Annotated in this window: 28 protein-coding genes; 21 read left to right on the forward strand and 7 right to left on the reverse strand. The window is 66.4% G+C overall.

Features of this window, described 5'->3' with window-relative positions; all coding sequences use genetic code 11:
• Positions 1-350 precede the first annotated feature (350 nt).
• Positions 351-1,457, forward strand: coding sequence for an IS110 family transposase (locus ABV518_RS16855; RefSeq protein ID WP_367769018.1), 1,107 nt, complete (start codon positions 351-353; stop codon positions 1,455-1,457).
• A 297-nt stretch (positions 1,458-1,754) separates the two neighbouring features.
• Here ABV518_RS16855 and ABV518_RS16860 read toward each other — a convergent pair whose 3' ends face one another.
• Positions 1,755-1,973, reverse strand: coding sequence for a hypothetical protein (locus ABV518_RS16860; protein WP_367769021.1), 219 nt, complete (start codon positions 1,971-1,973; stop codon positions 1,755-1,757).
• 132 nt (positions 1,974-2,105) lie between these two features.
• On the opposite strand from ABV518_RS16860, the gene ABV518_RS16865 reads away from it, so the two are divergent.
• Positions 2,106-2,702, forward strand: coding sequence for a dTMP kinase (locus ABV518_RS16865; RefSeq protein ID WP_367769024.1), 597 nt, complete (start codon positions 2,106-2,108; stop codon positions 2,700-2,702).
• A gap of 8 nt (positions 2,703-2,710) precedes the next feature.
• Here ABV518_RS16865 and ABV518_RS16870 read toward each other — a convergent pair whose 3' ends face one another.
• The 3 genes from ABV518_RS16870 to ABV518_RS16880 form a co-directional block, all read right to left on the reverse strand.
• On the reverse strand, positions 2,711-3,109 hold the full coding sequence (locus tag ABV518_RS16870; RefSeq protein WP_367769027.1) for a cupin domain-containing protein: 399 nt from the start codon (positions 3,107-3,109) through the stop codon (positions 2,711-2,713).
• A gap of 220 nt (positions 3,110-3,329) precedes the next feature.
• A complete protein-coding gene (locus ABV518_RS16875) occupies positions 3,330-3,707 on the reverse strand; it encodes an ArsR/SmtB family transcription factor (protein WP_367769030.1) in 378 nt (125 codons plus the stop codon).
• Positions 3,667-4,953, reverse strand: coding sequence for an MFS transporter (locus ABV518_RS16880; RefSeq protein ID WP_367769032.1), 1,287 nt, complete (start codon positions 4,951-4,953; stop codon positions 3,667-3,669). Before ABV518_RS16880 ends, ABV518_RS16875 begins: the two co-directional genes overlap by 41 nt.
• Before the next feature lie 188 nt (positions 4,954-5,141).
• On the opposite strand from ABV518_RS16880, the gene ABV518_RS16885 reads away from it, so the two are divergent.
• From ABV518_RS16885 to ABV518_RS16930, 10 genes are all read left to right on the forward strand, one after another.
• Positions 5,142-5,942, forward strand: a complete 801-nt coding sequence (locus ABV518_RS16885) for a hydroxypyruvate isomerase family protein (RefSeq protein ID WP_367769035.1) — start codon at positions 5,142-5,144, stop codon at positions 5,940-5,942.
• 86 nt (positions 5,943-6,028) lie between these two features.
• A complete protein-coding gene (locus tag ABV518_RS16890) occupies positions 6,029-6,907 on the forward strand; it encodes a 2-hydroxy-3-oxopropionate reductase (protein WP_367769038.1) in 879 nt (292 codons plus the stop codon).
• 190 nt (positions 6,908-7,097) lie between these two features.
• Positions 7,098-8,888: a glyoxylate carboligase gene (gene gcl, locus ABV518_RS16895; protein WP_367769041.1), complete on the forward strand. Its 1,791-nt coding sequence runs from the start codon at positions 7,098-7,100 to the stop codon at positions 8,886-8,888.
• A 1-nt stretch (position 8,889) separates the two neighbouring features.
• Positions 8,890-10,098, forward strand: coding sequence for a glycerate kinase (locus tag ABV518_RS16900; protein ID WP_367769044.1), 1,209 nt, complete (start codon positions 8,890-8,892; stop codon positions 10,096-10,098).
• A complete protein-coding gene (gene allB, locus ABV518_RS16905) occupies positions 10,091-11,434 on the forward strand; it encodes an allantoinase AllB (RefSeq protein WP_310165102.1) in 1,344 nt (447 codons plus the stop codon). Before ABV518_RS16900 ends, allB begins: the two co-directional genes overlap by 8 nt.
• Positions 11,435-11,445: 11 nt before the next feature.
• Positions 11,446-12,219 carry a winged helix-turn-helix domain-containing protein gene (locus tag ABV518_RS16910; RefSeq protein ID WP_367769048.1) on the forward strand — a complete coding sequence of 258 codons (774 nt, stop codon included), beginning with the start codon at positions 11,446-11,448 and terminating at the stop codon, positions 12,217-12,219.
• 19 nt (positions 12,220-12,238) lie between these two features.
• Positions 12,239-12,736: a thioredoxin-dependent thiol peroxidase gene (gene bcp / locus ABV518_RS16915; RefSeq protein WP_367769051.1), complete on the forward strand. Its 498-nt coding sequence runs from the start codon at positions 12,239-12,241 to the stop codon at positions 12,734-12,736.
• 354 nt (positions 12,737-13,090) lie between these two features.
• Positions 13,091-14,437, forward strand: coding sequence for a CotH kinase family protein (locus ABV518_RS16920; protein ID WP_367769053.1), 1,347 nt, complete (start codon positions 13,091-13,093; stop codon positions 14,435-14,437).
• A 199-nt stretch (positions 14,438-14,636) separates the two neighbouring features.
• Positions 14,637-15,116, forward strand: a complete 480-nt coding sequence (gene bcp, locus ABV518_RS16925) for a thioredoxin-dependent thiol peroxidase (protein ID WP_367769055.1) — start codon at positions 14,637-14,639, stop codon at positions 15,114-15,116.
• A gap of 125 nt (positions 15,117-15,241) precedes the next feature.
• The gene (locus tag ABV518_RS16930; protein WP_367769058.1) at positions 15,242-15,832 is read left to right on the forward strand and encodes a GNAT family N-acetyltransferase; all 591 of its coding nucleotides are present in this window, start codon (positions 15,242-15,244) and stop codon (positions 15,830-15,832) included.
• 234 nt (positions 15,833-16,066) lie between these two features.
• On the opposite strand, the gene ABV518_RS16935 is transcribed toward ABV518_RS16930, so the two are convergent.
• The gene (locus ABV518_RS16935; protein ID WP_367769062.1) at positions 16,067-16,393 is read right to left on the reverse strand and encodes a hypothetical protein; all 327 of its coding nucleotides are present in this window, start codon (positions 16,391-16,393) and stop codon (positions 16,067-16,069) included.
• A gap of 252 nt (positions 16,394-16,645) precedes the next feature.
• On the opposite strand from ABV518_RS16935, the gene ABV518_RS16940 reads away from it, so the two are divergent.
• From ABV518_RS16940 to purM, 9 genes are all read left to right on the forward strand, one after another.
• Entirely contained in the window at positions 16,646-17,758 is a 1,113-nt protein-coding gene (locus ABV518_RS16940; protein ID WP_367769065.1) for a PP2C family protein-serine/threonine phosphatase, read from the forward strand.
• Positions 17,755-19,725, forward strand: coding sequence for a glycosyltransferase family 2 protein (locus ABV518_RS16945; RefSeq protein ID WP_367769067.1), 1,971 nt, complete (start codon positions 17,755-17,757; stop codon positions 19,723-19,725). Before ABV518_RS16940 ends, ABV518_RS16945 begins: the two co-directional genes overlap by 4 nt.
• A complete protein-coding gene (locus ABV518_RS16950) occupies positions 19,715-20,047 on the forward strand; it encodes an STAS domain-containing protein (RefSeq protein ID WP_367769069.1) in 333 nt (110 codons plus the stop codon). Before ABV518_RS16945 ends, ABV518_RS16950 begins: the two co-directional genes overlap by 11 nt.
• A complete protein-coding gene (locus tag ABV518_RS16955; RefSeq protein ID WP_367769072.1) occupies positions 20,040-20,465 on the forward strand; it encodes an ATP-binding protein in 426 nt (141 codons plus the stop codon). Before ABV518_RS16950 ends, ABV518_RS16955 begins: the two co-directional genes overlap by 8 nt.
• Positions 20,466-20,769: 304 nt before the next feature.
• Positions 20,770-21,267 carry a 2-oxo-4-hydroxy-4-carboxy-5-ureidoimidazoline decarboxylase gene (gene uraD, locus ABV518_RS16960; RefSeq protein ID WP_367769075.1) on the forward strand — a complete coding sequence of 166 codons (498 nt, stop codon included), beginning with the start codon at positions 20,770-20,772 and terminating at the stop codon, positions 21,265-21,267.
• Positions 21,264-21,602: a hydroxyisourate hydrolase gene (uraH, locus tag ABV518_RS16965; protein WP_367769078.1), complete on the forward strand. Its 339-nt coding sequence runs from the start codon at positions 21,264-21,266 to the stop codon at positions 21,600-21,602. The genes uraD and uraH overlap by 4 nt, the downstream gene beginning before the upstream one ends.
• 37 nt (positions 21,603-21,639) lie before the next feature.
• Entirely contained in the window at positions 21,640-21,954 is a 315-nt protein-coding gene (locus ABV518_RS16970) for a hypothetical protein (protein ID WP_367769081.1), read from the forward strand.
• A gap of 94 nt (positions 21,955-22,048) precedes the next feature.
• Positions 22,049-23,722 (forward strand): amidophosphoribosyltransferase, encoded by a 1,674-nt coding sequence (gene purF / locus ABV518_RS16975; protein WP_131134479.1) that lies wholly within the window; start codon positions 22,049-22,051, stop codon positions 23,720-23,722.
• Positions 23,719-24,879 (forward strand): phosphoribosylformylglycinamidine cyclo-ligase, encoded by a 1,161-nt coding sequence (gene purM, locus ABV518_RS16980; RefSeq protein WP_367769085.1) that lies wholly within the window; start codon positions 23,719-23,721, stop codon positions 24,877-24,879. The genes purF and purM overlap by 4 nt, the downstream gene beginning before the upstream one ends.
• Positions 24,880-24,934: 55 nt before the next feature.
• On the opposite strand, the gene ABV518_RS16985 is transcribed toward purM, so the two are convergent.
• A complete protein-coding gene (locus ABV518_RS16985) occupies positions 24,935-25,714 on the reverse strand; it encodes a VOC family protein (protein ID WP_367769088.1) in 780 nt (259 codons plus the stop codon).
• Between the two features lie 290 nt (positions 25,715-26,004).
• Complete coding sequence (locus tag ABV518_RS16990) at positions 26,005-26,238, reverse strand: DUF3073 domain-containing protein (RefSeq protein ID WP_310165386.1); 234 nt, start codon at positions 26,236-26,238, stop codon at positions 26,005-26,007.
• Positions 26,239-26,508: the final 270 nt, after the last annotated feature.

Here is a 26,508-nt window from a genome sequence, read left to right on the forward strand (position 1 = left end):
CGCAGCGCCGCCTACCCCCACACGCGGTACGGATTCACTCAAGCCGGCGCTGCGGGACCGCCCGGCGATAATGGCCGACCCGGACGGGCGAACCCGCACACCCCTCACTTCATATCGTCTAGGGACGCAGTGTTTCGCGCAGGATAAATCCATAGTACGGAAATGTTTAACCGCAAAATGGAAAAGTAGCGGTCCTAGACGATATGAGCGTGGGCTTGCCGCTGGCGTAGGACTGGAACCTCGGGTTCAAAGAGGTTCGTGGGTTACCAACTCCGGGTCTTTCCGCATTCAGCTGCGGGGGGGGGGTGTGGACTGGCAGAGCCACATTTGAACGTCTGGAGGTTCCAGCCATGAATAAGCGTACTTACGTCGGTTTGGATGTCCATGCACGCAGTGTGAAAGGCTGCGCGATAGACTGGGAAACCGGCGAAATTCTGAGACAGACCCTGGCCGCCAGCGATGCCGGGATTGCCGAGTGGGTGACCGGGCTGCCGGGCCCCGTTCTGGTTGTTTATGAGGCCGGTCCCACGGGATTCGGCTTGGCCCGGCTACTGACCGGTGCAGGCATCGAGTGCCTGGTCGCGGCACCCTCGAAACTTCAGCGGCCGTCCGGGGACAGGGTGAAGACCGATGCCCGGGATGCCGAGCACCTGGCCCGGTTGGCCCTGCTGGGACAAATAACACCCGTGCGGGTCCCCGGCAGCGCGGACGAAGCCGCCCGGGACCTTGTGCGCGCCCGAGAGGACATCCGCGCGGATCTCATGCGAGCCAGAAACAGGATCTCCAAGCTCCTGCTGCGCCACGGCCTGGTCTACTCCGGAGGCAAGGCATGGACCGAAGCCCACCACACCTGGCTGCACCGGCAACACTTCGAGAACCCAGCCTTGCAGGCAGCCTTCGAGGCCAGCCTCGAAGCAGCGCAATTGACCCTGGACCGCAGGAACCGTCTGGACGCTAAGATCACCGCTCTGGCCACGACTGACCGATACGCCCCGGTGGTCCGGGCGTTGATGTGTTTACGTGGAATCTCCGTGCTCACCGCTTTCGGCTTGGCAGTGGAGATCGGTGACTGGACCCGTTTCACTGGCAGCACCATTGGCGCGTACCTGGGCCTGGTGCCTTCGGAGCATTCCTCCGGAGCTTCAAGGTCCTTGGGCGGTATCACCAAAACAGGCAACACCCACGCCCGCCGACTGTTGGTCGAGGCCGCTTGGCACCACCGCCGGCCCTACAGCAACGTCAGCCGTGAAATGCGTGCCCGCTGGGATGCAGCCGATGAGCACTCCCGGGTACGTGGTCACCAAGGTAATCACCGCTTGCATCACAAGTGGGACCAGTTCGAAGCGCGCCACAAGCGCAGGGTCATCGCGAACGTCGCCGTTGCCCGTGAACTGGCCGGCTGGTGCTGGTCCCTCGCCTCCGCGGTCCAACAGGAACAGCCATGGACGGATGAATAGACGTGTGCCGTTCCCGGCCCCGACCCGATGACTCGGCAGCGTGGAGGAGACCCGCGATTGACCTATGGACAACCGGCCATAGCCGGCGACGCCCGACATTTCTAGACCAGCGGCACCCCTCCAGCCGAACACCTCGTCCTGCGGTAACCAACCCGCGCATATCAGTCTGACAGCGCCCCCGTCGATCAAGACGCGCCAGCCACCCCAACGGACCCCGAACGGACACAAACGAGCGGTCCACGACAAGCCAGCCGCGGACCGCTCACCCTTGCCCTCTTGACAAGAAACCCCTACATATCAGTTCAGGGAAAGGACCAGGTAGAGGGCCGTGAGGACCACGACTGTGGGTGTCATGGACGTGGCGCTGCCGATCCGCAGCTTGGCGGGGAGCACGTCATGCTGGCCGCCCCAGGCGAACCTCCCCAGCGGCGCCCCGGCAATAAGGGCGGCTTGGAAGACGGCCAGCGCGGCCAGAAGGGCGCACGCGGCAATGGCGGCAAGCTGGACAATGGGCATCGGACGCACGCTCCTGGTGTCAATGGCATACCGTTGCAGGCAACCGTCGGCCTTCAGCTTATTGTGACCTCCGACGCACGGCGGGACGATCACGCGGTCCCTACCGTTAAACCATTGGCGAAAGGAGGCTACGTGCTTATTGTCTTAACCGGAATCGACGGCTCGGGAAAATCCACGGCCGCCCGCGCCTTGGTATCCGAGGCCCAGGCCGAGGGCAGGAATGCCCTGCTGCTCAGCAACCACGCCGGACGGCGCAGCATGTCTGTGCTGGCCCAGCGGCTGGGCATTCAGTGGCCGCACCGCCTTGCGGACGCCGCGGAAACCACGCTCCGCGTGATCAACGTGCTCGCTTCCCACGCCAAGGCCAGCCATTTCGACGGCCTGGTGGTCATGGACCGCCACCTCCACTGCCAGCTGGCACTGCGCACCGCCAAGGGCCTGCCGCGCGGCCGGTTGCTCCCGTGGCTCCTGTCCGCCCTGCCCGCACCCGACGCCGTCGTGCACCTGGACGTGGAACCCGCACTGGCGCACCAGCGCATCCTGGCCCGCGGCACCGACGAAGAAACGCTGGACGACCTGGCGGCCCTGCAGGACGCCTACCGCGCCATGCCCGAGTATCCGGGGTTTGTCCTGCTCGACGCCGACTGCCCGCCGGCCGAAGTGGTGGCCCGGCTCACCCGCATCGTGGACCAGGAGGCAGCCGCTGCGGCCTTGGCCGGGCTGACCTGAACCCGGCCTCAGGTCAGCGCATGCATCCCATGGCTGCGGGGGCGGCCAAACGAAGCGGCACCCAGGAATTCGATGGCGACGAACGGCTCATCCCCGACAACCCACTCATCATGCCCTGGCGGCAGTGCATAGGTGTCGTTCGCGTGGATCGTAGAGCGGACGCCGTCGGCCGTTTCAATCTGGAGCGAGCCGGAGACGCAGTAGCCGAGGTGGTTGTGCTCGCAGAACGCGGTCAGCTCGGTGGGTTTGGCGGACTCGGACCAGCGCCAGCCTGGCGCCAGGATCAGCCGGGCAACGGAGTAGTCGTCAACGGTGACAAGGTCGAACTCCGCCTTGTCCGGGCACCGCTTCCTGTCAGGAATATCAAAGGACTTAACTGCCAAAGCTCTGATGAAATTTGCGGTCATGAGGACACTGCCTACGGATCTGTTGGTGGGTGCCTGGCGGCGAACCAGACGATGGGTTCGGATACCGACGTGCGGTGAAGTTATGCGGAGACCAAGGAGTCGCGTGCGCTTCTAGCCCCGGCGCACACTCAACCAGCAGACCCCTGCTGGTGTATCTCTAAAGGTATCCCTGTGGCACCTGAAGTCAATGGGTTCCGCTAACCGGAGGATGCCGCCCTGATCAGTCGTGGGCGGGTTCGCCGGAGATCCGGTGGTCAGCGTGGTTGAACGTCTCCCGGATGAGCCGGACAAGGTGTCCGTCATGGAGGGAGTAGATGACATGGCGGCCGTTTTTGCGGGTGTCCACCAGGCCGCTGAGCCGGAGCTTGGCCAAGTGCTGGCTCGTCACAGTCCGGGGCACACCGGCTGCCGCTGTGAGTTCGGTGACGGTCTTCGGACCCTCGGCGAGCTGCCAGAGCAGATGCAGGCGGGTCGGCTCGGCGAGCATCCGCAGCGTTCCGGCAGCGGTTTCCAGCAGCTCCGGGCCCGGCGTGACCGGATGGACCAGCGAAGGCTTGTCAGGCGCGGGGACCGGTGGGTTGCCGGGTTGGGTGCTCAAGGCTGTGCTCCTCCTCCGACGATTCCAAGGCTGCTCCGGCGGGGCGCCGTGGCCAGGACAGGAACGCACTTGCGCTTCCTATCATCGCAATAATTGTCAACGCCGCGGCCGCCCAGCCCAAACCGGCCACGGCCCCGACCCACCCGGCCAGCGGATAGGTCAGGATGTAGCAGGCATGCGAGAGAGAGAACTGGGCCGTAAACACGTACGGCCGCGTCTCCTCCGTTGATGCGTCCCGCAGCAGCCGCGACGACGGCGTAAGAACCGTTGAATTCGCGGCGCCGAGCAGGAACCACAACCCCACCAGCGGCCACCAGCCCCCTCCCGGGAGACTGAGCAGCGTGAGCGTCGCCGCGCCAGCCAGGACAACCGGAATAACGGCGGCGCCGGTGAGCATCACGGCCCGGTCCCCGAACCGGTCCAGAACCCGCGGCGCCGACAGGGCCACGAGCATGGAACCGACGCCGAAGCAGGCCAGCGCCAAGGCAAGGTCCGTGTCCGGCCGGTGCAGGACGTCACGGACGTAGACCACGGTATTGACCAGCACCAGGGCCGTCGGCGCCGCGACCACCAGGTTCAGCGCCAGCAGGGACCGCAGCCGCCGGTTCCGCCAGAAAATCCTGGCGCCAAGGGTGGTCCGGTGCCACAGCGGGGCCTGCGGGCCGGACGCATCCGGAACCTTTGGCAGGACGGTGATCGCGACCATAAGTGCGGAGAAGAGGAACCCGCCCACGGTGCCGAGGAAGAGGTTGTTGTGGCTGAGCACCGTCAGCAGCAGGGCGGCCACCGCCGGGCTGACCAGGGCTTCCAGGTCATAGGCCAGCCGGGACAGGGACAGCGCCCTGGTGTAATCCTTCTCCCGGGTCACGATGGTGGGGATCAGCGACTGGAACGCCGGGGTGAACGTCGCTGACGCGGATTGGAGCAGGAAGATCACGACGTAGATCTGCCAGACGTCGGTGATCAACGGCAGGGACAGCGCCATGGCCGCCCGGATCAGGTCCGCCCCGATCAGGACAGTCTTCTTTGGCCACCGTGCCACCAGGGCGTTGATCACCGGGGCCAGCCCCACATAGGCCAGCATCTTGATTGTGAGCGCCGTGCCGAGCACCGCGCCGGCGTTGCTCCCGGCCAGATCGTAGGCCAGGAGTCCCAGCGCTACCGTCAGCAGGCCGGTGCCGATCAGGGCCACGGCCTGGGCGGCGAACAGCCGCCGGTACGTTACGTTCCTCAAAACCGACAACATCAACCCTCTTTAGGTGCACGCGTGCGCGTATATGCACTTATTATACGACCCCCCATCCCCCTTGACGCACCCGCCCTCCTTTCCCTACACTTTTCATAAAGCAGAATCTAAATTCCACAAAGCGGAAACTCGACACCGAACGAAGCGGCGGGAAGATAGATCAAAGCCCCTCCTCGGAAGGACCTACGATGACGTACACAGTGAACTGCTCCATCCTCCTGACGGAGCTGCCGTTGCTCGAGCGCCCGGCAGCCGCGAAGGCAGCCGGCTTTGACGCCGTCGAGTTCTGGTGGCCCTTCGAAACCTCAGTCCCCACCGACGCCCAGGTCACCGGATTCGAGAACGCCATCAAGGACGCCGGCGTTCAGCTCACCGGCCTGAACTTCAACGCCGGCAACATGCCGGGCGGTGACCGCGGCCTGGTGTCCTGGCCCGCACGCTCCACCGAATTCCAGGACAACATCGACGTTGTCGCCGGCATCGGCGAGCGCCTGGGCTGCAAGGCCTTCAATGCCCTCTACGGCAACCGTATCGACGACGAATCGGCTGAGAAGCAGGACGCCATCGGCGCCGAAAACCTCGCGACGGCGGCAGCCGGCGTCGCGCGCATCGGCGGCACCGTCCTCCTCGAACCGGTCAGCGGCGCACCCAGGTACCCGCTCCTCACCGCCGAAGACGCACTCAAGGTCATCGCCCGGGTGAAGGCGGAGTCCGGCGTCGACAACATCAAGCTCCTCGCGGACTTCTACCACCTGGCCGTCAACGGGGACGACGTCGCCGCCGTCATCGAAAACCACGCCAAGGACTTCGGCCACATCCAGATCGCCGACAACCCCGGCCGCGGGGCTCCCGGAACCGGCGGGCTTCCCCTCGGCGAATGGATCGCCCGCAGCCGCGAACTCGGCTACGAGGGCTACATCGGCCTCGAATACAAGGAACCGGCGGAGACCGCGTTCAGCTGGGCCATCCGCCAGCGCGTCAGCCGCTAACCGGTGATCGAGCCTGCCGAGATCCAGGTTTCGACAAGCTCAACCACCGGAATCCGCACCACAAAGACTTCAGAAAAGGAACCATCATGAGCAACGTTGCAGTCATCGGACTCGGAATCATGGGCCTGCCCATGGCCATCAACCTCGTCAAGGCCGGCCACACGGTCACCGGCTTCAACCGCAGCCAGGACAAGATCGACAAGCTCGTCTCCGAAGGCGGCAAGGGTGCCACGAGCATCGCTGACGCCGTGAAGGATGCCGACGTCGTCATCACCATGGTGCCGGATTCCCCCGATGTTGAGGGTGTCGTCAGCGGCCCGGACGGTGTGTTCGCGAACGCCAGGAAGGGCACCCTGTGGATTGACGCCTCCAGCATCCGCCCGGACGTCGCCAAGCGACTCTCCGAGGAAGCAGCGGCAGCGGGCATCCGCCCGTTGGATGCGCCGGTTTCCGGCGGCGAGCAGGGCGCCATCGACGCCGTCCTGTCCATCATGGTCGGCGGCGAAAAGGCAGACTTCGAGGCAGCCCAGGAAGTCCTAAACGCCGTCGGCAAGACCATCGTCCACGTCGGCCCAGCCGGCTCCGGCCAGACCGTGAAGGCAGCCAACCAGCTTATCGTCGCCGTCAACATCCAGGTCCTCGGCGAGGCCATCGCCTTCCTCGAGGCCTACGGCGTGGACACCGACGCCGCCCTCAAGGTCCTCGGCGGCGGTCTGGCCGGCTCCAAGGTCCTGGACCAGAAGGGCCAGAAGATGCTCGACCGCAACTTCGACCCCGGCTTCCGCCTCGCCCTCCACCACAAGGACCTCGGCATCGTCACCTCCGCCGCCCGCGAAGCCAACGTCGCCGTCCCCCTCGGCGCCGTCGTCGCACAGCTCGTCGCCGCCACCGTCAACCAGGGCGACGGCGGCCTCGACCACTCGGGACTCTTCAAGCAGGTCCTCAAGCTCAGCGGCCGCGAGTAACCGGTAATTGAGCGCGTCTAACCGGTGATTGAGCTTGTCGAAATCCAGGTTTCGACAAGCTCAACCACCAGCCGCTGAACCAACGCACTTTAGGACCCCGACGACGGGGCCTTCCCCCAGCACACCCAAAAACAGGTTTCGACAGGCTCAACCACCGGGCCGAACCACAGACTTTCCCAAGGAGCACACCATGAGCAAGATGCGTACCGTTGATGCAGCGGTTGCCATCCTGGAAAAGGAAGGCGCCATCGAGGCGTTCGGCCTGCCAGGCGCGGCAATCAACCCCTTCTACTCCGCCATGCGGGCCCACGGCGGCATCCGCCACACCCTGGCCCGCCACGTCGAAGGCGCCAGCCACATGGCCGACGGGTACTCCCGCGCCAAGGACGGCAACATCGGCATCTGCATCGGCACGTCCGGCCCCGCCGGCACCGACATGATCACCGGGCTCTACGCGGCCTGGGCCGACTCCATCCCGATGCTCTGCATCACAGGCCAGGCCCCCGTGGCCAAGCTGCACAAGGAAGACTTCCAGGCCGTGGACATCGAGTCCATCGCCAAGCCGGTCACCAAGATGGCCATGACGGTGCTGGAGCCGGGCCAGGTTCCGGGCGCCTTCCAGAAGGCCTTCCAGCTGATGCGCTCCGGCCGTCCGGGCCCGGTCCTGCTGGACCTGCCCATCGACGTTCAGATGGCCGAGATCGAGTTCGACATCGACACCTACGAGCCGCTGCCCATCGAGAAGCCCAAGGCCAGCCGCAAGCAGCTGGAAAAGGCCCTGGACATGCTGACCGCAGGCGAACGCCCGCTGATCGTGGCAGGCGGCGGCATCATCAACGCCGGAGCCTCCGAGCAGCTGGTGGAGCTGGCCGAGATCCTGAATGTTCCCGTGATCCCCACACTGATGGGCTGGGGTTCCATCGCGGATGACCACCCGCTGATGGCCGGCATGGTGGGCCTGCAGACCTCGCACCGCTACGGCAACGAGAACTACCTGCGCAGCGACTTCGTGATCGGCATCGGCAACCGCTGGGCCAACCGCCACACCGGCGGCCTGGACACCTACACGGCCGGACGTAAATTCGTGCACATCGACATCGAGCCCACGCAGATCGGCCGCGTGTTCTCGCCGGACCTGGGCATCGCGTCCGACGCCGGTGCGGCGCTGGCCGGGCTCATTGAGCTGGCCCGTGAGCGCCGGGCGGCGAAGTCCCTGCCGGACTACTCGGCCTGGGTCGCCGAATGCGCCGAGCGCAAGGCAAGCCTGCACCGCAAGACGCACTTCGAGAACATCCCGATCAAGCCGCAGCGCGTGTACGAGGAGATGAACCGGGCCTTCGGCCGCGACACCATCTACGTGTCCACCATCGGGCTGTCCCAGATCGCCGGCGCACAGATGCTGCACGTCTTCGGCCCCCGCAAGTGGATCAACGCCGGCCAGGCAGGTCCGCTGGGCTGGACCGCACCGGCGGCCCTCGGCGTCGTGCGCGGCAAGCCGGACGAAACCGTGGTTGCGCTGTCCGGCGACTACGACTTCCAGTTCATGATTGAAGAACTGGCCGTGGGCGCGCAGTTCAACCTGCCGTACATCCACGTGGTGGTGAACAACTCCTACCTGGGCCTGATCCGGCAGTCGCAGCGCGGTTTCAGCATGGAACAGAACGTGTCCCTGGCGTTCGAAAACGTCAACAGCGCGGACTTGTCCGAAAACGCACGCGGCTACGGCGTGGACCACCTCAAGGTTGCCGAAGGCCTGGGCTGCAAGGCCATCCGCGTGGAGGACCCCAACGACCTCGCCGCGGCATTCGACAAGGCCAAGGCGCTGATGGGCGAATTCCAGGTGCCCGTGGTGGTTGAAGTGATCCTGGAAAAGATCACCAACATCTCCATGGGTGTGGAAATCAACGCCATCAACGAGTTCGAGGAACTGGCCGAGACCGCCGCCGACGCCCCCACCGCCATCCTGGCCCTGCAGGCCTAACATGCGGATCGTGATCGCACCGGACAAGTTCAAGGGATCGCTGTCCGCCCCGGACGTCTGCAGGCACCTCGAAAAGGGCCTGCAGGCAGCTGCCGGAACGGCACAAATCAGCAACCTGGACATCATCCGGATCCCCGTGGCCGACGGCGGCGAAGGCACCCTCGATGCCGCCGTCGGCTCCGGCTTCACCCGCCGGAGCGCCACGGTCAGCGGCCCCACCGGCCAGCCGATCAAGGCGGACTTTGCCGTCCGCGGCCACGAGGCAGTCATCGAGATGGCGGCGGCCTCGGGCCTGGCCCTCCTCCCGCAGGTGCGGGGCGGCGGCCAGCCCGACTCAGCCACCGCCACCACGGCCACCAGCCTGGGCACCGGGCAGCTGATCCGGGCAGCGCTGGATGCCGGCTGCCGGCGCATCGTGCTGGGCGTCGGGGGCAGCGCGAACACCGACGGCGGCGCCGGGCTCCTGCAGGGACTCGGCGCCAGGTTCCTGGACGCCACGGGCAACGAACTGCCTGCTGGTGGCGCTGCGCTGGCCAACCTGCACCGCATCGACTTCACAGAGTTTGAACCCCGTCTCGTGGAAACACGCTTTGTGCTGGCGTCCGACGTCGACAACCCCCTGCTGGGCCCCCAGGGCGCCGCGGCGGTTTTCGGCCCGCAAAAGGGCGCCACACCCCAGGATGTCGATCTGCTCGACACCGCCCTGGCCAGGTTTGTCGAAGTCCTGGCCAGGGAAATCGGATTCCGCGCCGAGCGCGCGGCGGAAGCACCGGGAGCCGGGGCAGCCGGCGGAGTGGGCTACGCGGCCATCGCGGTCCTGGCCGCTACCCGCCGGCCGGGCATCGACGTCGTGCTTGAATTCACCCAGCTGTCCCACCGCCTGGCGGGCGCAGACCTGGTGATCACCGGCGAAGGCAGCCTTGACGAGCAAAGCCTGCTGGGCAAGACGCCCATGGGCGTGGCCCGGGCAGCAGCCTCGGCCGGGATTCCGGTGGTGGCCGTCTGCGGACGCACCACGCTGAGCCCGGAGCAGCAGCAGGATTCGGGTTTCCGGCAGGTCTACCCACTGACCGCCCTGGAACCCAAGGTAGATATATGTATAGCTGAAGCAGGGTCCCTGCTTGAACAATTGGGAAAGAACATCCTCCACGAGCTGGCCAACCCGGCCGCGGCGGATGCCACCGGCACAAAGGAGCCCCTGAATGTCTGAAGAACGCTTTGACCTGGTGATCCGGGGCCGGCGCATCCTCACCACCGCCGGCATCGCACCGCGCGAAGTAGGCGTGCGCGGCGGCAAGATCGTTGCCATCGAACCGCTCGGCAACGGCCTGGCCGGCACCGAAGTGATCGAACTCGCCGACGACGAGACCCTGCTCCCCGGCCTGGTGGACACGCACGTCCACGTCAACGAGCCCGGCCGCACCGAGTGGGAGGGCTTCGCCTCCGCCACCCGCGCCGCCGCGGCCGGCGGCGTCACCACCATCATCGACATGCCGCTGAACTCCATCCCGCCCACCACCAACGTGGACGGCCTCAAGCTCAAGCGCGAAGTCGCCGAGGACCAGGCGTTTGTGGACGTCGGATTCTGGGGCGGCGCCATCCCCGGCAACAAGGCGGATCTCCGCCCGCTGCACGACGAAGGTGTGTTCGGCTTCAAGTGCTTCCTGCTGCACTCCGGCGTGGACGAATTCCCGCACCTGGAAGCGGACGAGATGGAAGAGGACATGGCCGAGCTCAAGTCCTTCGACTCGCTCATGATCGTGCATGCCGAGGACTCCCACGCGATCGACCACGCCCCGCACCCGGGCGGGGACCAGTACTCCACGTTCCTCGCCTCCCGTCCGCGCGGCGCCGAAAACAAGGCCATCGCCGAGGTCATCGAGCGGGCCCGCTGGACCGGCGCCCGCGCGCACATCCTGCACCTGTCCTCCTCCGACGCGCTGCCCATGATCGCCACGGCAAAGCGCGACGGCGTCCACCTCACCGTGGAAACCTGCCCGCACTACCTCACGCTGATGGCCGAAGAGATCCCCAACGGCGCCACTGCGTACAAGTGCTGCCCGCCCATCCGCGAGGCCTCCAACCGGGAGCTTCTGTGGAAGGGCCTGCAGGACGGCACCATCGACTGCATCGTCTCGGACCACTCCCCCTCCACCCTTGACCTCAAGGACCTGGAAAACGGCGACTTCGCGGTGGCCTGGGGCGGAGTTTCCTCGCTGCAGCTGGGCCTGTCGCTGATCTGGACCGAAGCCCGGCACCGCGGCATCCCGCTGGAACAGGTGGTGTCGTGGATGGCCGAGAAGCCCGCCGCCCTGGCGCGCCTGACCACCAAGGGCCAGCTCGCCCTCGGGTACGACGCCGACTTTGCCGTCTTCGCCCAGGACGAGGCCTTCGTGGTGGACGTCTCCAAGCTCAAGCACAAGAACCCCATCACCCCCTACGACGGCAAGGCGCTCTCCGGCGTGGTCCGGAAGACCTTCCTGCGCGGCAGCGTGGTGGACGGCCAAACCCCCTCCGGCAAGCTCATCCGCCGCGGCGGGGTCTGAGGCACGCAGCCATGGCTGTGCAGGTACATTCCCCGCGGGGCATATGTGCGCGGCCGCCCCTTTCGGCGAGTCGGTCGCAAGAACGCGGCCCGTCGGAAGAGCGCGGCCCGTCCGCGCTGGCCGCAAGGGGACTGGCCGTCTGGGTCACCCCGGAGCCGGGCAGCGAGATCGACCCTGACCTCCTTGTCCGTGCAGCGCGCTTGCTGCTGGAACGCGCACTCAAGTTTGCTCCGGAGGCGGAAGTCCACTGGCCTGCCGCCGGGGCTGCCACGTCCGCCGTCGGGACTTCTCCGGCCGGAGCGCCCCCTGGGGAGGGGGCACCGGCCGGACCCGACGGCGGCACTCCCGCGCCGTCGTCGTCCGCCACGGAGGACTCCCCGCACACGGACGACGACGGCGCCTCCCCCTTCCCGCGCCCGGCCGGCCTCCCGCTGGCTGGGCTCCCGCCCGCTGCCGGACCGGTCAGCCATGTGGCTGTCGACCTCGCCGCGGACCAGGTGCTGCTGGACGGCCGGCAGGTGAACCTCACCGGCGTGGAATATAAGGTCCTGCGCTACCTCGTGGAGAACTGTTCCCGGGCCATCGGCCGCGAGGAGCTGCAGCACTTCCTCGATTCTTTTGAAAGTCCGGGGGCTTCCACCAGGGCCATCGACGTCTATGTGGGCCGCGTGCGGCGGAAGCTGGGAAATGCCCGACATGCCGTGGCCACGGTCCGGGGAGGCGGCTACCAGTTCGTCCCCGGCGCCTGCGCCACCGTCCGCGGGCCTGCCGAATACTCCATCTGAGACCAATACAAGGAGCACCATGACCGCCACCAACCAGATCATCACCGCTCTTCCCGGCAAGCTGCAGCCCGGAACCACCGCGCCGGACTTCACCCTGTCCGACGCCTCCGGGCAGGAAGTTTCCCTCGCGTCCCGCCGGGGCAGGAACGTGATCGTGTACTTCTATCCCAAGGCGGCCACTCCGGGCTGCACCACCGAAGCCTGCGACTTCCGCGACAGCCTCGCCTCGCTGCAGGGCTCCGGCTATGACGTCATCGGCATCTCCCCCGACGAACCCGCAGCCCTTGCCGAGTTCAGCGGGGACTTCGGGCTGAACTTCCCGCTGCTCTCCGACCAGGACAACGCCGTCGCGCTGGCCTACGGCGCCTGGGGCGAAAAGGTCATCAACGGCGAAATTGTTGAAGGCGTCCTGCGCTCCACCGTGGTCATCGACGCTGACGGCGCGGTCGTGCTGGCCCGGTACCAGGTGGATGCGCAGGGCCACGTCGCCGCGCTCCGCCAGGAGCTGGGACTCTAACCCCCTTCAGAACGCTCTCTCACTTCCTGCAGCTTTTTGGCCAACGCTCTCGCACTACCTGCAACTTTCCCCAACGCGGGCGTACCCCGCGTGTCACGCCGGGCAGGCTTTTGGTGAGCGGACGACGGCGGCGGCCCGGTTTGAGGGGCGAGCGGCACCCGCGGCAGGCCAAAAGAGTGCCGTGCGTGACGCCGTCGTGCGTCCTGTCCCCGACGCTCGTGACTCCCGCCTCAAAATGCCCTTCCGCATGCGGAAGGGCATTTTGCACACCGGCCGCATGGGACCGGCACAGGAAGGGCACAGCTGCGCCCGGGACGGTGGAATGAACCCATTCCCGAGCCTGAAGCAGGACCCATGCGACGTTCCCCCGGTGCCGTCCTTTCCTCCTCCGCCCTGGCGGCGGCCCTCGCCCTGACGGGCTGCGGAGCCGGAGCAGCTTCCGACGCTCCCGCCACGTCATCGGCCGCTGCCGGCGCCGGTGCCGGTGTCGAAGCGTCGGGAACCGGAACCACGACGGCGGAGACCACCCTCTTCGCGGACGGCGCCTCCCATGAGGTCAGCATTGAGTGGGACGAGGCTGCCAATGCCGACATGATCGCCGCCTACGAGGCGGACGGGTCGAAGGAGTGGATCCAGGCGGACATCACCATTGACGGCACACTGGTCTCCGACATCGGCGTCCGGCTCAAAGGAAACTCCACGTTGCGCAGCCTCAGCGGCGACGGTTCCTATGACAACGGGGCAAAAGGTGGCGGGGCCGCGGTTTCGTCCGGCATTTCCTCCGATGTTCCGGAGTCGCTGCCGCTGCTGATCGACTTCGACAAGTACGTTGACGGCCAGACGTACCAGGGGCTGACCCAGCTGTCTCTGCGCCCCGGATCGCCGGTCCTGAACGAGGCCCTGGCCCTGGCCCTCACGGAGGCGAGCGGCCAGGCGACACAGCGCTACGCCTACACCACCTACTCCATGAACGGCAGCGCCACCCAGACCCGGCTGCTGGTGGAAAACCCGGACGAAGCCTACGCCGACGCACTCTTCGATACCGCCGGGGTCCTGTACAAGTCCGACGCCGAGTCCAGCTTCACCTACCAGGGCGACGACCTGGCAACCTACGAAGAGCAGTTTAAGCAACTCAATGCAGAGGACACCGAGGACGTTCAGCCCATCGTCGATTTCCTCAAGTGGCTCTCCGAAGCCAGCGATGAGGAGTTCGACGCCGAGCTCGCCAACTGGGTGGATGTGGAATCGTTCGCCCGCTACGCCGCCACCATGAACCTGCTGGTCAACGGCGACGACATTGCCGGCCCGGGCCAGAACTACTACCTCTGGTACGACCTCGACACCAAAAAGCTTTCCGTCAATTCCTGGGACCTGAACCTGGCGATGACCGGCAACGCCACCGCCTCGCCGGATGAGCAGGTGTCCATGGGAGGAGGCGGCGGAATGCAGCGGCCCCAGGGCGAAGACGACGACGCCGGGGCCCCGCCGGCGGGAGCGCCGGGGGCGGCGGCGCAGCTGGCGGCGCCGGGGGCGGCGGCCGTGGCGGCAACGAGCTCAAGGAGCGGTTCCTGGCCTCCGACGCGTTCGCGTCCCTGTACGACGACGCGTACGCGGAGCTTTACGACCAGCTTTACGGCAGCGGAACCGCCGCCGGACTCCTGGACCGGATCGCCGCCGTCGTGCCTTCCAGCGATGGCCTGACGCAGGAGGAACTGGCCGAGCAGGTTGAGACGCTCCGCACGTTTATCCAGGAACGCACCGAAGCCCTCAAGGACCAGGTTTAGGCGCTACACCGGCCGTGGCCGGAATACAGCATGTGACGCCGGAGTTGTTCCTAGTGCGGGAAAGCCGCTTCACTTGTTGTTTGCCTGTAACTGACAGAGTCTGCCAAAGGAATGCCATGAGCCACACCCTGACCACCAAGCTTCAGCCCGGAACCCAGGCCCCTGACTTCACGCTCAAGGACGCCGCCGGCCGCGAGACAGCCCTGGCCGACTACCGCGGCAAGAACGTCATTGTCTACTTCTACCCGGAGGCTGCCACCCCCGGCTGCACCACCGAGGCCTGCGACTTCCGCGACAGCCTGGAATCACTGCAGGGCAAGGGCTACGAGGTCCTGGGCGTCTCTCCCGATGCCCCCGAAAAGCTGGCCGCCTTCACGGGCGACTTCGCTCTTACCTTCCCGTTGCTTTCCGATGAGGACCACAACGTGGCCCTCGCTTACGGCGCGTGGGGCGAAAAACTGGTGGACGGCGAAATCACCGAAGGCATCGTCCGTTCCACCGTTGTCCTGGACACCGAAGGCAAGGTCAAACTGGCCCAGTACCAGGTCAAGGCCAAGGGCCACGTCGCAGCGCTCAAGGAAGCACTCGGCGTCTAGCCTTCCCCCAGCCCCAACGCTCTCGCAGATCCTGCAGCTTTTCGCCCAACGCTCCCGCACCGCGGGGGCGTTTTGGCGTCTACCGACGTTTGCCGGTTCCACGGGGCCGGTGACAGGATGGCGGCATGGGCATCGAAGTCCGGCCGGCAACGCAGTTCGAGGACCTCAGGACAATGGTGGGGCCGAAGCGGCCCGACGCCAACGTGTGCTGGTGCCTGAGCTACCGCATCCCGTCAAAGCAGAACCTTGAGCTTCGCGGGACGGCGCGCGGCGATCTGGTCAAGGAACTCGTGGGGCAGGATCCCCCGCCTGGAGTCCTCGCGTACGACGGCGGCGATGTGGTGGGGTGGGCAGCAGTCCACCCGCGCGCGGAAACCAGCTTCGCCCGCAACCGCCGGATTCCGCAGGTGGATGACCTGGAGGTGTGGTCCGTATGGTGCATCCGGGTACGCCCCGGGCACCGCGGCGGCGGAATCTCCCACCATCTCCTCAAGGGCGCCGTAGAGCTCGCGCGCAGCTATGGGGCGCCGGCCATCGAGGGGTATCCGGTGGACAACCGCGGCAGCAAAGTGGACCTCACCATGGCCTACGTGGGCACCCGCAAGCTCTTCGAGAAGGCTGGATTCACGAAGGTGGCCGATACGGACTCGGTGCTCAACGGATTCCCGCGCGTGCTGATGCGCCTGGATCTGCGTTCAGCCGGTGACCCGCGCTGATCAGCGCTTCTTCCACCAGCGTTTGGGCCAGTCCTTGTCCATGAGCCACAGCGCAAGGAGGAGGGAATCCGTGGTCATAAGGAACGCGATGAGATAGGCCCACCCTGTGTACCAATGCACGGCAATCTCCTGACCTGGTTAGCCCCAGCCACTCGATTGACCTCAAGTGTGGCACGGAACGGGCCAGGATGGAACGGCTGCCGCGGAGCAGTCCGGAGCGCTGCCCGGGCGCAGTCAGGCGGGTCGCAGTGCGCCGCTTCCGGCTGCCCTGAAAAGTGCTGCCAGGCGGCCGTGTGCCTTGGTTTCCAGGTAGAGCCTGTGCGTGAGCTTTTCGACCCTCTCGGAGAGCTCGGCGCCTACCGGCAGGCGGTCTCCGGGCCAGCTGGAGGACTCCTTGGAGTCGGCCAACGCGTCTGCCAGCGCCTTGGCCGCTGCCCGGACCTTGAGCGAGTGGAAGTACAGCCGGAGAAGTGCCCGACTCTTGTCCATGCCGGCGCGGAACAGCTCATGCGTCCGCGACTGGTGGCCTGCCGGTTCGTCCCCGATGTTGATGTGTCCCATGTGGCTTCCCCGCCTTCCGCAAGCCGTCCAACGTCCGGGCCGGATCCGGGAGGCGCCCCGGCCGGGAGATTGCTGCCTGTTTTGAGTGTCCCGGGCCTTCCTCAACGTCTGCCCAAGCCAAAGCCAAGATTTGCTCAAGATCGGCAGGTCCGGGCGGAGCAAGTCAGCCCTACCGGCAGCCAGCACGGATTAACTGCGGCTGTGAGCCACGTGACAATGCCTGGCGCGCCTTAATACGGTAGAAGTAGAGCTATGCATTCCACGCCCGATATTCGCCGTGCCGTTGTAATAGAGGACGACCCGGACATCCGTGGGCTGCTGGTAAGGGTCCTGGCCAAACGGGGCTTCGAAGTCTCCGAAGCCGATTCCGGCCTTCCAGGCGTGGAACTTGTCCGCAGCGTCAAGCCGGACCTGGTCACCCTGGACCTGAACCTCCCGGACCTGGACGGCCTTGAGGTCTGCAAGCTCCTGCGCGAGTTTTCGGACGCGTTCATCGTGATGCTGACCGCCCGGGCCGACGAACTGGACAAGCTCACGGGCCTGGACAACGGCGCCGATGACTACATCAGCAAGCCGTTCAGCCCTCGCGAGCTCCAGTCCAGGATTAACGCCCTGTTCCGCCGCCGCCAGTCCCCCGCCGTGGACACGGCCGCGCGCAGCGAACTGGAGCGCGCCACCGAGGTCCAGCAAAGCCTCCTGCCCAAGGAGGACGTCCGGGTGGAGGGCTACGACCTCGCCGGCGTCTTCCGCCCCTCCCGCAGTGTGGGAGGCGACTTCTACGACTGGTACCGGACCCCGGACGGGCTGCATCTCACATTCGCCGATGCCATGGGCAAGGGCATGGGCGCAGCGCTCATCGCCGCCACCGTCCGCGCCGTGATGCGGTCGACGGGCCACCGGCTGGACCTGGAGGGGGCGTTCGCCTCGGCCAGCCAGGCCATCGCCACCGACCTGGATTCATCGAACTCGTTTGTCACCCTGTTCCACGCACGCCTCGACGCCGCGTCAGGCACGGTCAGCTATGTCGACGCCGGCCACGGGCTCGCGCTGCACGTCACGGCAGGCGGTGGTGTCCACCGGCTACCTTCCGGAGGACCGCCCGTGGGAGCCTGGGCCGGCAGCACCTGGCCGAAGTCCTCCATGGACCTAGCTCCCGGAGACTCCCTGGTGGTGGTCAGTGACGGCGTGCTGGACGTCTTTGATTCCGTGGAAGCCTTCACCGAGGCCGTACTCACGGCAGCGCAGGGGCAGGACTCCGCCCAGTCCGCCAGCGACGCCATCCTGGCCCTCGCCCCGGCGGAGTCCGCCGAGGACGACGTCACCGTGGTGGTGGTGCGCCGCCTGCTGGAAGGAGCCGCAGTATGACCCGCTTCTGGACCCGGCTGGTGGTGGTCCTGACTGTCCTTTTCGGCCTGAACTACGTGGCCTGGCGCTGGGCGGCCTCGCTGAACTGGGACGCCTGGTGGATCGCCGTGCCCCTGGTGGTGGCCGAAACGTACAGCCTGATCGACGTGATGCTGTTCGGCATGACGGTGTGGAACCTGAAGATCCGCGAGGCGGCCCCGGCGCCGCCCGCAGATGCCACCGTTGACGTCTTCATCACCACGTACAACGAAGAGCTGGACATGGTCATGACCACGGCACTGGCCGCCCAGAGGATCCGGCACCCGCACAGCACGTGGATTCTCGACGACGGCGCCCGGCCCGCGCTCAAGGCCCTCGCCGAGGAGCACGGCCTGGGTTATGTGACGCGCAGCGGGGACTGGACAGCCAACGTGCCGCGCCACGCCAAAGCCGGCAACCTGAACAACGCCCTGATGGTCACACACGGCGAATTCCTCCTCATCCTGGACGCGGACCAGATTCCTGAACCGGACATCCTCGAAAAGACCCTGGGCTACTTCACCAATGACCGGGTGGCCCTGGTCCAGACCCCGCAGTACTTCACCAACGTGCCCCCATCCGATCCGCTCGGCAGCCAGGCACCCCTGTTCTACGGCCCCATCCAGCAGGGAAAGGACGGCTGGAACGCCGCGTTCTTCTGCGGCTCCAACGCCATCCTGCGCCGCGAGGCACTGATGCAGCTGGGCCTGGTGGGCTACGTCAAGGAAACCGAAAAGAGCATCCGCCGTGCGCTGGCCGCCTCACGGTCCGCCATCGGCAAGGCCCGGAAATCGGCCGACGTCGGCACTCCCCTGGTAGCCGACGTGCTGGACGAGGTGGAGGCCGCCACCCGGCAGGCCCAGGAACAGCTGGAGGCCGGTGAACCGCTGAGCGAGATCACCTACCGGGTCCGCCGCCGCGTGGATGCCGCTGTGCAGACGCTGGTCCTGGCCGATGTCTCCGCGCTGCAGGCGGATCTCGAGGAGATCGCCGCCATGGAACTGGCGCACGTGGGCGACGCCGGGGTCCCTGTGGTTGCCGACGACGCCGTCCAGCGGATGTCAGCCCGGGACTGGTCACCGCTCGGCGCGCTGGAATCCGTGCAGGCCGTCCTGGATGCCCTGACCGTCGAGCGGAACGACGAAGCGCAGCCGGTCATGCCGCTGGCCACCATCTCCGTCACCGAGGACATGGCCACGGCCATGCGGATGCACGCCATGGGCTGGGAAAGTGTCTACCACCACGAAATCCTGGCCTACGGACTCGCGCCTGAGGACATCAAGACCATGCTCACCCAGCGCCTCCGATGGGCGCAGGGGACCATCCAGGTGCTGCTTCGCGAAAACCCGCTGGTGCAGAAGGGCCTGAAAATCGGCCAGCGGCTGATGTACTTCGCCACCATGTGGACCTATCTGAGCGGCTACGCAGCAGTCATCTACTTCGCCGCCCCCATCATCTACTTGCTGCTGGGGATCCTGCCCGTCACCAGCCTCAGCTGGGACTTCTTCATCCGGTTCATCCCGTTCATGATCGCCAACCAGCTGCTGTTCGCCGTGGCCGGCCGGGGCATTCCCACCTGGCGCGGCCAGCAGTACAGCCTGGCGCTGTTCCCCACCTGGATCAAGGCGTGTTCGACGGCGGCCCGGAACGTCTGGTTCGGACGTCCCCTGGGGTTCGCCGTCACCCCGAAGGCGCGCCAGACCGGCGGCCCGAGCTGGAGCCTGATCCGCCCGCAGATCGTGGTGGCAGCGCTGCTGGCGATTGCCGCCGTCGTGGGCATCATCCGGCTCGCCACCGGACTGGCCGAGCCGCTTGGCACCCTGGTGAACGTGGCCTGGGTTATTTTTGACCTGGTGGTCATGAGCATCCTGGTTCGAGCCGTGCTGTACAAGGGCTACGAACCCGCTGTGGACGTAGAGGCTGGAGAGAGGAAACCCGATGGAGTTTAGTTACGAGGTCAAGGATTCGTACGCGGAGGTCAAAGCGGACGGTCGGCTGAACATGGTGTCCGCGCCCAAGCTCCGGGAATTCGTCACCGACGTGATCGCCGGTGGTTCCTCCCGGATCGTGGTGAACCTGGAGAACACGGCCTTTATGGATTCCTCCGGCCTCGGCGCCCTGATCGGCTGCCTGAAGGCGGCCCGGCAGGCCGGCGGAGACCTCCGGATTGCGGCCGTCCAGCCGCAGGTGAGGATGGTTCTGGAGCTGACCAGCATGGACCGGGTGCTCACCTCCTACGCCTCTGCCGAAGAGGCGTTCAGCAATGACTGAGGTCCTGGCCCAGCGGAGCTTCCGTGGGTTGGCTGACGTCGAGGCCATCGATTCCGTCCACAACGAGCTGGACGGCCTCTGGGAGGATGCCCCCCTGGTCCAGGCCGTGGACCAGATGACATTCACTACGGCAGTCATCGAATCAGCGTCCAACATCGTCCAGCACGCCCAGCCGGCCAAGGCGCAAAAACCAGTGGAACTGGGCGTGGACATCAGCGTCCAGCCCACCCTCCTGCGCGCCAGGGTCAGCGCGTTCTACGCCAAGCCGCCATTCGGCACGATGGAACCGGGAACGCCCGACGACGACTCCGAGTCCGGGCGCGGGCTGGCCCTCATCCAGGCGCTGGTCACCACAGTGACGTTCGAGCGGCAGGACGGCACCAATACGTGGGTCCTCACGCGGACGTCCCAGGACTGAAGGCGCCCCGCTCCGAATTCGTTCAGTTCTCCAGGGGCTCCCTGTACCGGAACTTCCTGGCGCTGATCGGCGGAAGCGGGCGCCGCATGCTGCAGCAGCGAATTCCAGCCCTCGGCCGATGACAGGGGCTATCGCAACGCTGCTGTATTCTCTTGACACCTGCCAGTGTCATCGGCTTCACTATTACGTATGCTGAAATAACAGTTCCATGATGCGGAAGCTTCAACTGTGAAGCCGCCCAAACCCGGCCCTCCGCATAGCCGTCACCATGGATGCCAGCACCTGCAACGAGGAACCAGCCAGCATGAAGCTTGCCGAATTCAACACCGCAGTCCCGGCTGCGGCCGCCAACGCGCTAAAACCCTGCATCGATGTCCGGCGCTGGGTGGAGACCATCACCGATTCCCGCCCGTTCGCCTCCCGGGCAGCACTCCTTGACTTTGCCGCAGCAGCGGCGTCGCCCTTCACGGCCGCCGAGGTTGAAGCAGCCCTGGCGCACCACCCCCGGATCGGCGAGCGTCCCACGGCCGGCACTGCCGAGGCCTCCATGTCCCGCTCGGAACAGTCCGGCGTGGACCCGTCGGATAACGGCACCGCCGCAGCGCTGGCCGCCGGCAACCTCGCCTACGAGGAGAAGTTCGGCAGGGTCTTCCTGATCCGCGCCGCCGGACGGACTGCACCGGAAATCCTTGCTGCGCTGAACACCCGGCTCAACAACTCACCGGCGGAAGAAGACGCCATCGTCGCCCAGCAGCTGCGCGAAATCGCCCTGCTGCGGCTTGAAGGAGTGATCAGCGAATGAGCGTTTCCCATGTCACCACCCACGTCCTGGACACCGGCGCCGGACGCCCGGCGGCGGGAATCGCCGTCGTCCTTTTCCAGCACGACGGCGGCACCTGGCACCAGCTCGCCACGTCCACAACCGACGCCGACGGCCGGGCGAAGGACCTCGGGCCCGAGCAGCTGGCGCCCGGGCGCTACCGGCTCAACTTCGCCATCGGCGAGTACTACGCCGCACTGGAGACCGCTACGTTCTTCCCCGAGGTAGACCTGGTCTTCGAGGTGACCGGCGCGGAGCACTACCACGTGCCGCTGCTGCTGAGCCCCTTCGCCTACTCCACCTACCGCGGCAGCTAAACGCCCGCGTTGCCCTGCCGGCAGTAGGCTTGATGGCATGGCTTTTGAAGAAACCCCCGCCGAACGCCGCGAGGTCACCGTCCGCCGGGCACCCAAATATGTGCCCTTCCTCATCCTCGGTGGCCTCGTGGGCGTCGCGGTGGCTGCCGTCGTGGCGTACGGACTCCCCGGCGACGAGAGCTTTGACCGCGGATCGGTGTTCGGGTTTTTCCTGGTCATGTTCGGCGCCGGCGGGGCGATTCTGGGCGCAATAGCGGCCCTCCTGCTGGACCGGCGGAGCGTCAAGCGCCAGCAGCGCGCCATCGTGGAAGCCGTTCCGGACTCGGAACCCGACGACGGCGCCCAGCCCTAGGCGCAGCGCCGACACAAGCACACGCACGGGCGCGTAGCCAGTCACAAACGCCGCGGCGGAAAAGTCTTACCCCATGTCGTGAGATAATCGACCAGTGGCACGCGGCGATGGAAAACTTTCTCATGATCTTCTCCCTGGCGAAAAAGGCCCTCAGGACGCTTGTGGCGTCTTCGGGGTCTGGGCACCAGGTGAAGAAGTAGCAAAACTCACCTATTACGGGCTGTATGCACTACAGCACCGCGGTCAGGAGTCGGCTGGTATAGCCACCAGCGACGGCAAGCGGATCAACGTCTACAAGGACATGGGCCTCGTATCCCAGGTCTTCGACGAGACCACGCTGAACACCCTGACCGGGCACTTGGCGGTGGGACACTGCCGCTACTCCACCACCGGAGCCAGCCACTGGGCCAACGCCCAGCCCACCCTCGGCGCCACCAGCACCGGCACCGTTGCCCTGGCGCACAACGGCAACCTGACCAACACCGCCGAGCTCAACGCCATGATCCTGGAGCGCAACGGCGGCCAGCTCAGCGGCGAAATGAAGCAGGGCAACACCTCGGACACCGCGCTGGTGACGGCGCTCCTTGAAGGCGAAGAGGGCAAGACCCTCGAACAGACCGCCATCGAGCTCCTGCCCAAGATCAAGGGCGGCTTCTGCTTCGTCTTTATGGACGAAGGCACCCTCTACGCCGCCCGTGACACCTACGGCATCCGTCCGCTGGTCCTGGGCCGGCTGGACCGCGGCTGGGTGGTCGCGTCCGAGCAGTCCGCACTGGCCACCGTGGGCGCCAGCTTCATCCGCGAAATCGAGCCCGGCGAGTTCATCGCCATCGACGAGGACGGCGTCCGCTCCCAGCGCTTCGCCGAGGCGACGCCGGCCGGCTGCGTCTTCGAATACGTCTACCTCGCCCGCCCGGACGCCGCCATCGCCGGCCGTTCCGTGTACGAATCCCGGGTGGAAATGGGCCGCCAGCTGGCCCGCGAAAACACCCAGGAAGCGGACATCGTCATCCCGGTGCCGGAATCGGGCACCCCTGCCGCCGTGGGTTATGCCGAGGAATCCGGCATCCCCTTCGCGCATGGCTTCGTCAAGAACTCCTACGTGGGCCGCACGTTCATCCAGCCCTCGCAGACCCTCCGCCAGCTCGGCATCCGGCTCAAGCTCAACGCCCTTGAGTCCGTGATCCGCGGCAAGCGGGTGGTGGTCGTCGACGACTCGATCGTTCGCGGCAACACCCAGCGCGCCATCGTGCGGATGCTCCGGGAAGCCGGCGCCGCGAGCGTCCACATCAAGATCTCCTCCCCGCCGGTCAAGTGGCCCTGCTTCTACGGCATCGACTTCGCCTCCCGGGCCGAGCTGATCGCCAACGGCGCCACCATCGAGGAAATCACCCAGGCCATCGGCGCCGACTCCCTCGCGTACATCTCCGAAGACGGCATGATCAACGCCACCCGCCAGCCCCGCGAACGCCTCTGCACGGCCTGCTTCACGGGCAAGTACCCGATCGAACTTCCGGGCGCGGACAAGCTGGGCAAGAACCTTCTGGAACGCACCGATCTCGGCGGCCTCACGCCGTCGCCCTCCGCCCTCCCCGGCTCCACGGCCGCCCTGGCGATCGACGCCGACGAGGACCCGGCAGAGAAAGCCGGCGCCACGGGCTGCGACCCGGGACCCGACGCCGAGTTCGAGAACCTTCTGACCGAAGCCGACCTTGTGCCAGACGTGCACGCCGCCACCACCGGCGCTGACAAGAAAGAGTCCGTATGACTTCCGCAACCCCCGCCGCCGGCAACGCTTCGAACAGTCCCGCGGGCATCACCTATGCCTCCGCCGGTGTCGACGTCGAAGCCGGCGACCGCGCCGTCGAGCTGATGAAGGGTGCCGTGAAGGCAACCCACAATTCCTCCGTGATCGGCGGCGTCGGCGGGTTCGCCGGGCTGTACGACGTCTCCAGGCTGCTGACCTACAAGCGGCCGCTGCTGGCCACGTCCACCGACGGTGTGGGCACCAAGGTTGCCATCGCCCAGGCCATGGACATCCACGACACCATCGGCTTTGACCTGGTGGGCATGGTGGTGGACGACATCGTGGTGGTCGGCGCCGAGCCCCTCTACATGACCGACTACATCGCCTGCGGCAAGGTTGTCCCCGAGCGCATTGCGGACATCGTCCGCGGCATCGCCGCGGCCTGCTCCGTGGCCGGCACCGCCCTGGTGGGCGGCGAAACCGCCGAGCACCCCGGCCTGCTGGGCGAGCACGAATACGACGTCGCAGGTGCTGCTACCGGCGTCGTCGAAGCCTCTGAGCTGCTGGGCCCGGACCGCGTCCGCGCCGGCGACGTGGTCATCGGCATGGCCTCCTCCGGCCTGCACTCCAACGGCTACTCCCTGGTCCGCCGCGTGATCAACCACGCCGGCTGGGCACTGGACCGCCAGGTCTCCGAACTCGGCCGCACCCTGGGCGAGGAACTGCTGGAGCCCACCCGCGTCTACGCCGCCGACTGCCTGGACCTGGCCCGCGCCTTCCCGGTGAACACGGCCAACGCCGTGCACGGCTTCAGCCATGTCACCGGCGGCGGCCTGGCCGCCAACCTGGCACGCGTGCTGCCGCGGGGCCTCGTGGCCACCGTGGACCGCGCCACCTGGGAACTGCCCGCCATCTTCAAGCTGGTCTCGGAACTGGGCAACGTCCCGCTGGCTGACCTCGAGCGCACCCTGAACCTGGGCGTGGGCATGGTGGCCATCGTGTCCGCCGAAGCCGCGGACGCCGCCGTGGCCCGCCTCAACGACCGCGGCCTGCCGTCCTGGATCATGGGCACCGTCACGGCCGACTCGGACTCCATCCTCAAGTCCGGCCCGGACTACGTCCAGGGCGCCAAGGGCGTGGACGGCGGCGCCGTCCGCCTGGTCAACGCTTACGCCTAAGCAAGTCTCAGGATGCCCGCGCAGCCGCTACCTGCGGCTGCGCGGGCATCCGTGCTTAAACCTCCAGCAGGCTGAACACGCCGCCCTGCGGATCCTTGAGGGTTGCCGTGGAGCCGGGGGCATCGGGGTCTGAAACGTCGGGCTCGATCAGCACTTCCGCCCCGGCCGCCACCGCCTTCCGTACAGTGTCGGCAACATCTGTGGCGCCGAAGTAGATATGCCAGCCGGGCTCATCCTCAGTGGCGGCTATCCCGGCCACCTCCGCACTGCCCACCATCAGCGTGGTGTACGTGCCGCCGTCGTCCTGGGGATACTCCGTGACCTCGTGGCCGAAAAGCTGCTGGAAGAATCCGACGGCGGCCTGCGGCTCGGGCGTGAGCAGTTCCGCCCATGACAACGCACCGGCCTCGTTGTAACGTCCGGCGCCGATGTGTGTTCCGGGCTGCCAGACGCCCGTAGTGCCGCCGCCCGGCGGATCAAGGAAGACCATCACGCCGGTGTCCTCCACCTGCTCGGGGCCGAACTGGACCGCACCGCCCAGGTGGGCTGCTTCCTCCGCTACGGCCCGCGCGTCATCGGCCGCCAGGTAGATGTTCCACTGTGCCTGCGTGCCGAGGGATTCCTGGTGCGGATTCTGCGGCGCAATGGTGGCTACCAGGTCGCTGCCAAGGAATGCCTTGGCATAGCTTCGGCCGTCCGGCGTGGGCAGGTCCTCGAACCGCCAGCCGAACACCGCGCCGTAGAAGGCCTTGGCCGCCGCGACATCGCGGGTCTGGACATCCGCCCAGCAAGGCTCGCCGTGCCGGTACGTGGGTGAACTGGAGTTTCCGGGCATGAAGGTCCTTTCGCGGTGACAGCGGCGGGTGGGTTCCCTGGGTCAACAGGACCAGTCAACACCAAAAAGCCCGCTGCCTGCACCGGAGATCCGGTTCAGGCAACGGGCTTAATAACTGAGGTCAGCACAGAACGGCTGAGGTCACTGCATATAACTAAAGTCAGCACCGGGGTCCGTCCGGATTCCGGGTGCTGCAAAAGAAGCGCTGTACTGACGGACAAGATGCGGCATCCGATCGTACTGCGGCGTCACGAGGCCGGGCGCCTCGCGGCAACACCGGCTTGCGACAACTAGCCGATCCGACGGCTGTCTACGTCGTCGTCGTCTTCTTCCAAATCGTCCGCGTACTTATCCACATAAGCCGAATAATCCGGTTCGACCGGTTCATTCGCGAAATGGCTCGTGGCACGACTTCCCGGACCCGTCAGCTCACGCTGAAGTGCCGAATAGTCAGTGTTCGGGGAGTAGTACTTAATATCCCGAGCCTGCTTGGTAGCTTTTGCCTTTTGACGGCCGCGCCCCATGGCGTGACCCCCTTTTGTACTTGGACCGGAGGTGGTCACCTTGGCTATCGGTGAGGCCCCGGAATGTTTGGTCAATTTGTCGTACACCTAGATTACATGCTTTCGGCAGCACCTGCTTGCCAGCAGCCGCCACCGGATGGCATGTCGGGCGACCCGATAGAGCCGAACAACAGGGTTCCCGGGTTTTTTGTTCGGTAGAGTCGCTTCATCAACTGCTGAACACCGGCCACGGACCGGGGTTATCAGCCAAGGCAACGCAGGAGGGCACAC

Source organism: Arthrobacter sp. HS15c, from assembly GCF_040812005.1.
Classification (GTDB): domain Bacteria; phylum Actinomycetota; class Actinomycetes; order Actinomycetales; family Micrococcaceae; genus Arthrobacter.

Coding starts and splice junctions, on each gene's coding strand:
- ABV518_RS16935 (WP_367769062.1), bottom strand. CDS start 16,393: ATGGGACACATCAACATCGGGGACGAACCGGCAGGCCACCAGTCGCGG.
- ABV518_RS16940 (WP_367769065.1), top strand. CDS start 16,646: ATGCATTCCACGCCCGATATTCGCCGTGCCGTTGTAATAGAGGACGAC.
- ABV518_RS16990 (WP_310165386.1), bottom strand. CDS start 26,238: ATGGGGCGCGGCCGTCAAAAGGCAAAAGCTACCAAGCAGGCTCGGGAT.
- ABV518_RS16880 (WP_367769032.1), bottom strand. CDS start 4,953: ATGTTGTCGGTTTTGAGGAACGTAACGTACCGGCGGCTGTTCGCCGCC.
- ABV518_RS16955 (WP_367769072.1), top strand. CDS start 20,040: ATGACTGAGGTCCTGGCCCAGCGGAGCTTCCGTGGGTTGGCTGACGTC.
- ABV518_RS16985 (WP_367769088.1), bottom strand. CDS start 25,714: ATGCCCGGAAACTCCAGTTCACCCACGTACCGGCACGGCGAGCCTTGC.
- ABV518_RS16970 (WP_367769081.1), top strand. CDS start 21,640: ATGGCTTTTGAAGAAACCCCCGCCGAACGCCGCGAGGTCACCGTCCGC.
- bcp (WP_367769055.1), top strand. CDS start 14,637: ATGAGCCACACCCTGACCACCAAGCTTCAGCCCGGAACCCAGGCCCCT.
- allB (WP_310165102.1), top strand. CDS start 10,091: ATGTCTGAAGAACGCTTTGACCTGGTGATCCGGGGCCGGCGCATCCTC.
- ABV518_RS16870 (WP_367769027.1), bottom strand. CDS start 3,109: ATGACCGCAAATTTCATCAGAGCTTTGGCAGTTAAGTCCTTTGATATT.
- ABV518_RS16860 (WP_367769021.1), bottom strand. CDS start 1,973: ATGCCCATTGTCCAGCTTGCCGCCATTGCCGCGTGCGCCCTTCTGGCC.
- ABV518_RS16950 (WP_367769069.1), top strand. CDS start 19,715: ATGGAGTTTAGTTACGAGGTCAAGGATTCGTACGCGGAGGTCAAAGCG.
- gcl (WP_367769041.1), top strand. CDS start 7,098: ATGAGCAAGATGCGTACCGTTGATGCAGCGGTTGCCATCCTGGAAAAG.
- ABV518_RS16885 (WP_367769035.1), top strand. CDS start 5,142: ATGACGTACACAGTGAACTGCTCCATCCTCCTGACGGAGCTGCCGTTG.
- ABV518_RS16945 (WP_367769067.1), top strand. CDS start 17,755: ATGACCCGCTTCTGGACCCGGCTGGTGGTGGTCCTGACTGTCCTTTTC.
- purM (WP_367769085.1), top strand. CDS start 23,719: ATGACTTCCGCAACCCCCGCCGCCGGCAACGCTTCGAACAGTCCCGCG.
- uraH (WP_367769078.1), top strand. CDS start 21,264: ATGAGCGTTTCCCATGTCACCACCCACGTCCTGGACACCGGCGCCGGA.
- ABV518_RS16920 (WP_367769053.1), top strand. CDS start 13,091: ATGCGACGTTCCCCCGGTGCCGTCCTTTCCTCCTCCGCCCTGGCGGCG.
- bcp (WP_367769051.1), top strand. CDS start 12,239: ATGACCGCCACCAACCAGATCATCACCGCTCTTCCCGGCAAGCTGCAG.
- uraD (WP_367769075.1), top strand. CDS start 20,770: ATGAAGCTTGCCGAATTCAACACCGCAGTCCCGGCTGCGGCCGCCAAC.
- ABV518_RS16855 (WP_367769018.1), top strand. CDS start 351: ATGAATAAGCGTACTTACGTCGGTTTGGATGTCCATGCACGCAGTGTG.
- ABV518_RS16890 (WP_367769038.1), top strand. CDS start 6,029: ATGAGCAACGTTGCAGTCATCGGACTCGGAATCATGGGCCTGCCCATG.
- ABV518_RS16930 (WP_367769058.1), top strand. CDS start 15,242: ATGGGCATCGAAGTCCGGCCGGCAACGCAGTTCGAGGACCTCAGGACA.
- ABV518_RS16900 (WP_367769044.1), top strand. CDS start 8,890: ATGCGGATCGTGATCGCACCGGACAAGTTCAAGGGATCGCTGTCCGCC.
- ABV518_RS16910 (WP_367769048.1), top strand. CDS start 11,446: ATGGCTGTGCAGGTACATTCCCCGCGGGGCATATGTGCGCGGCCGCCC.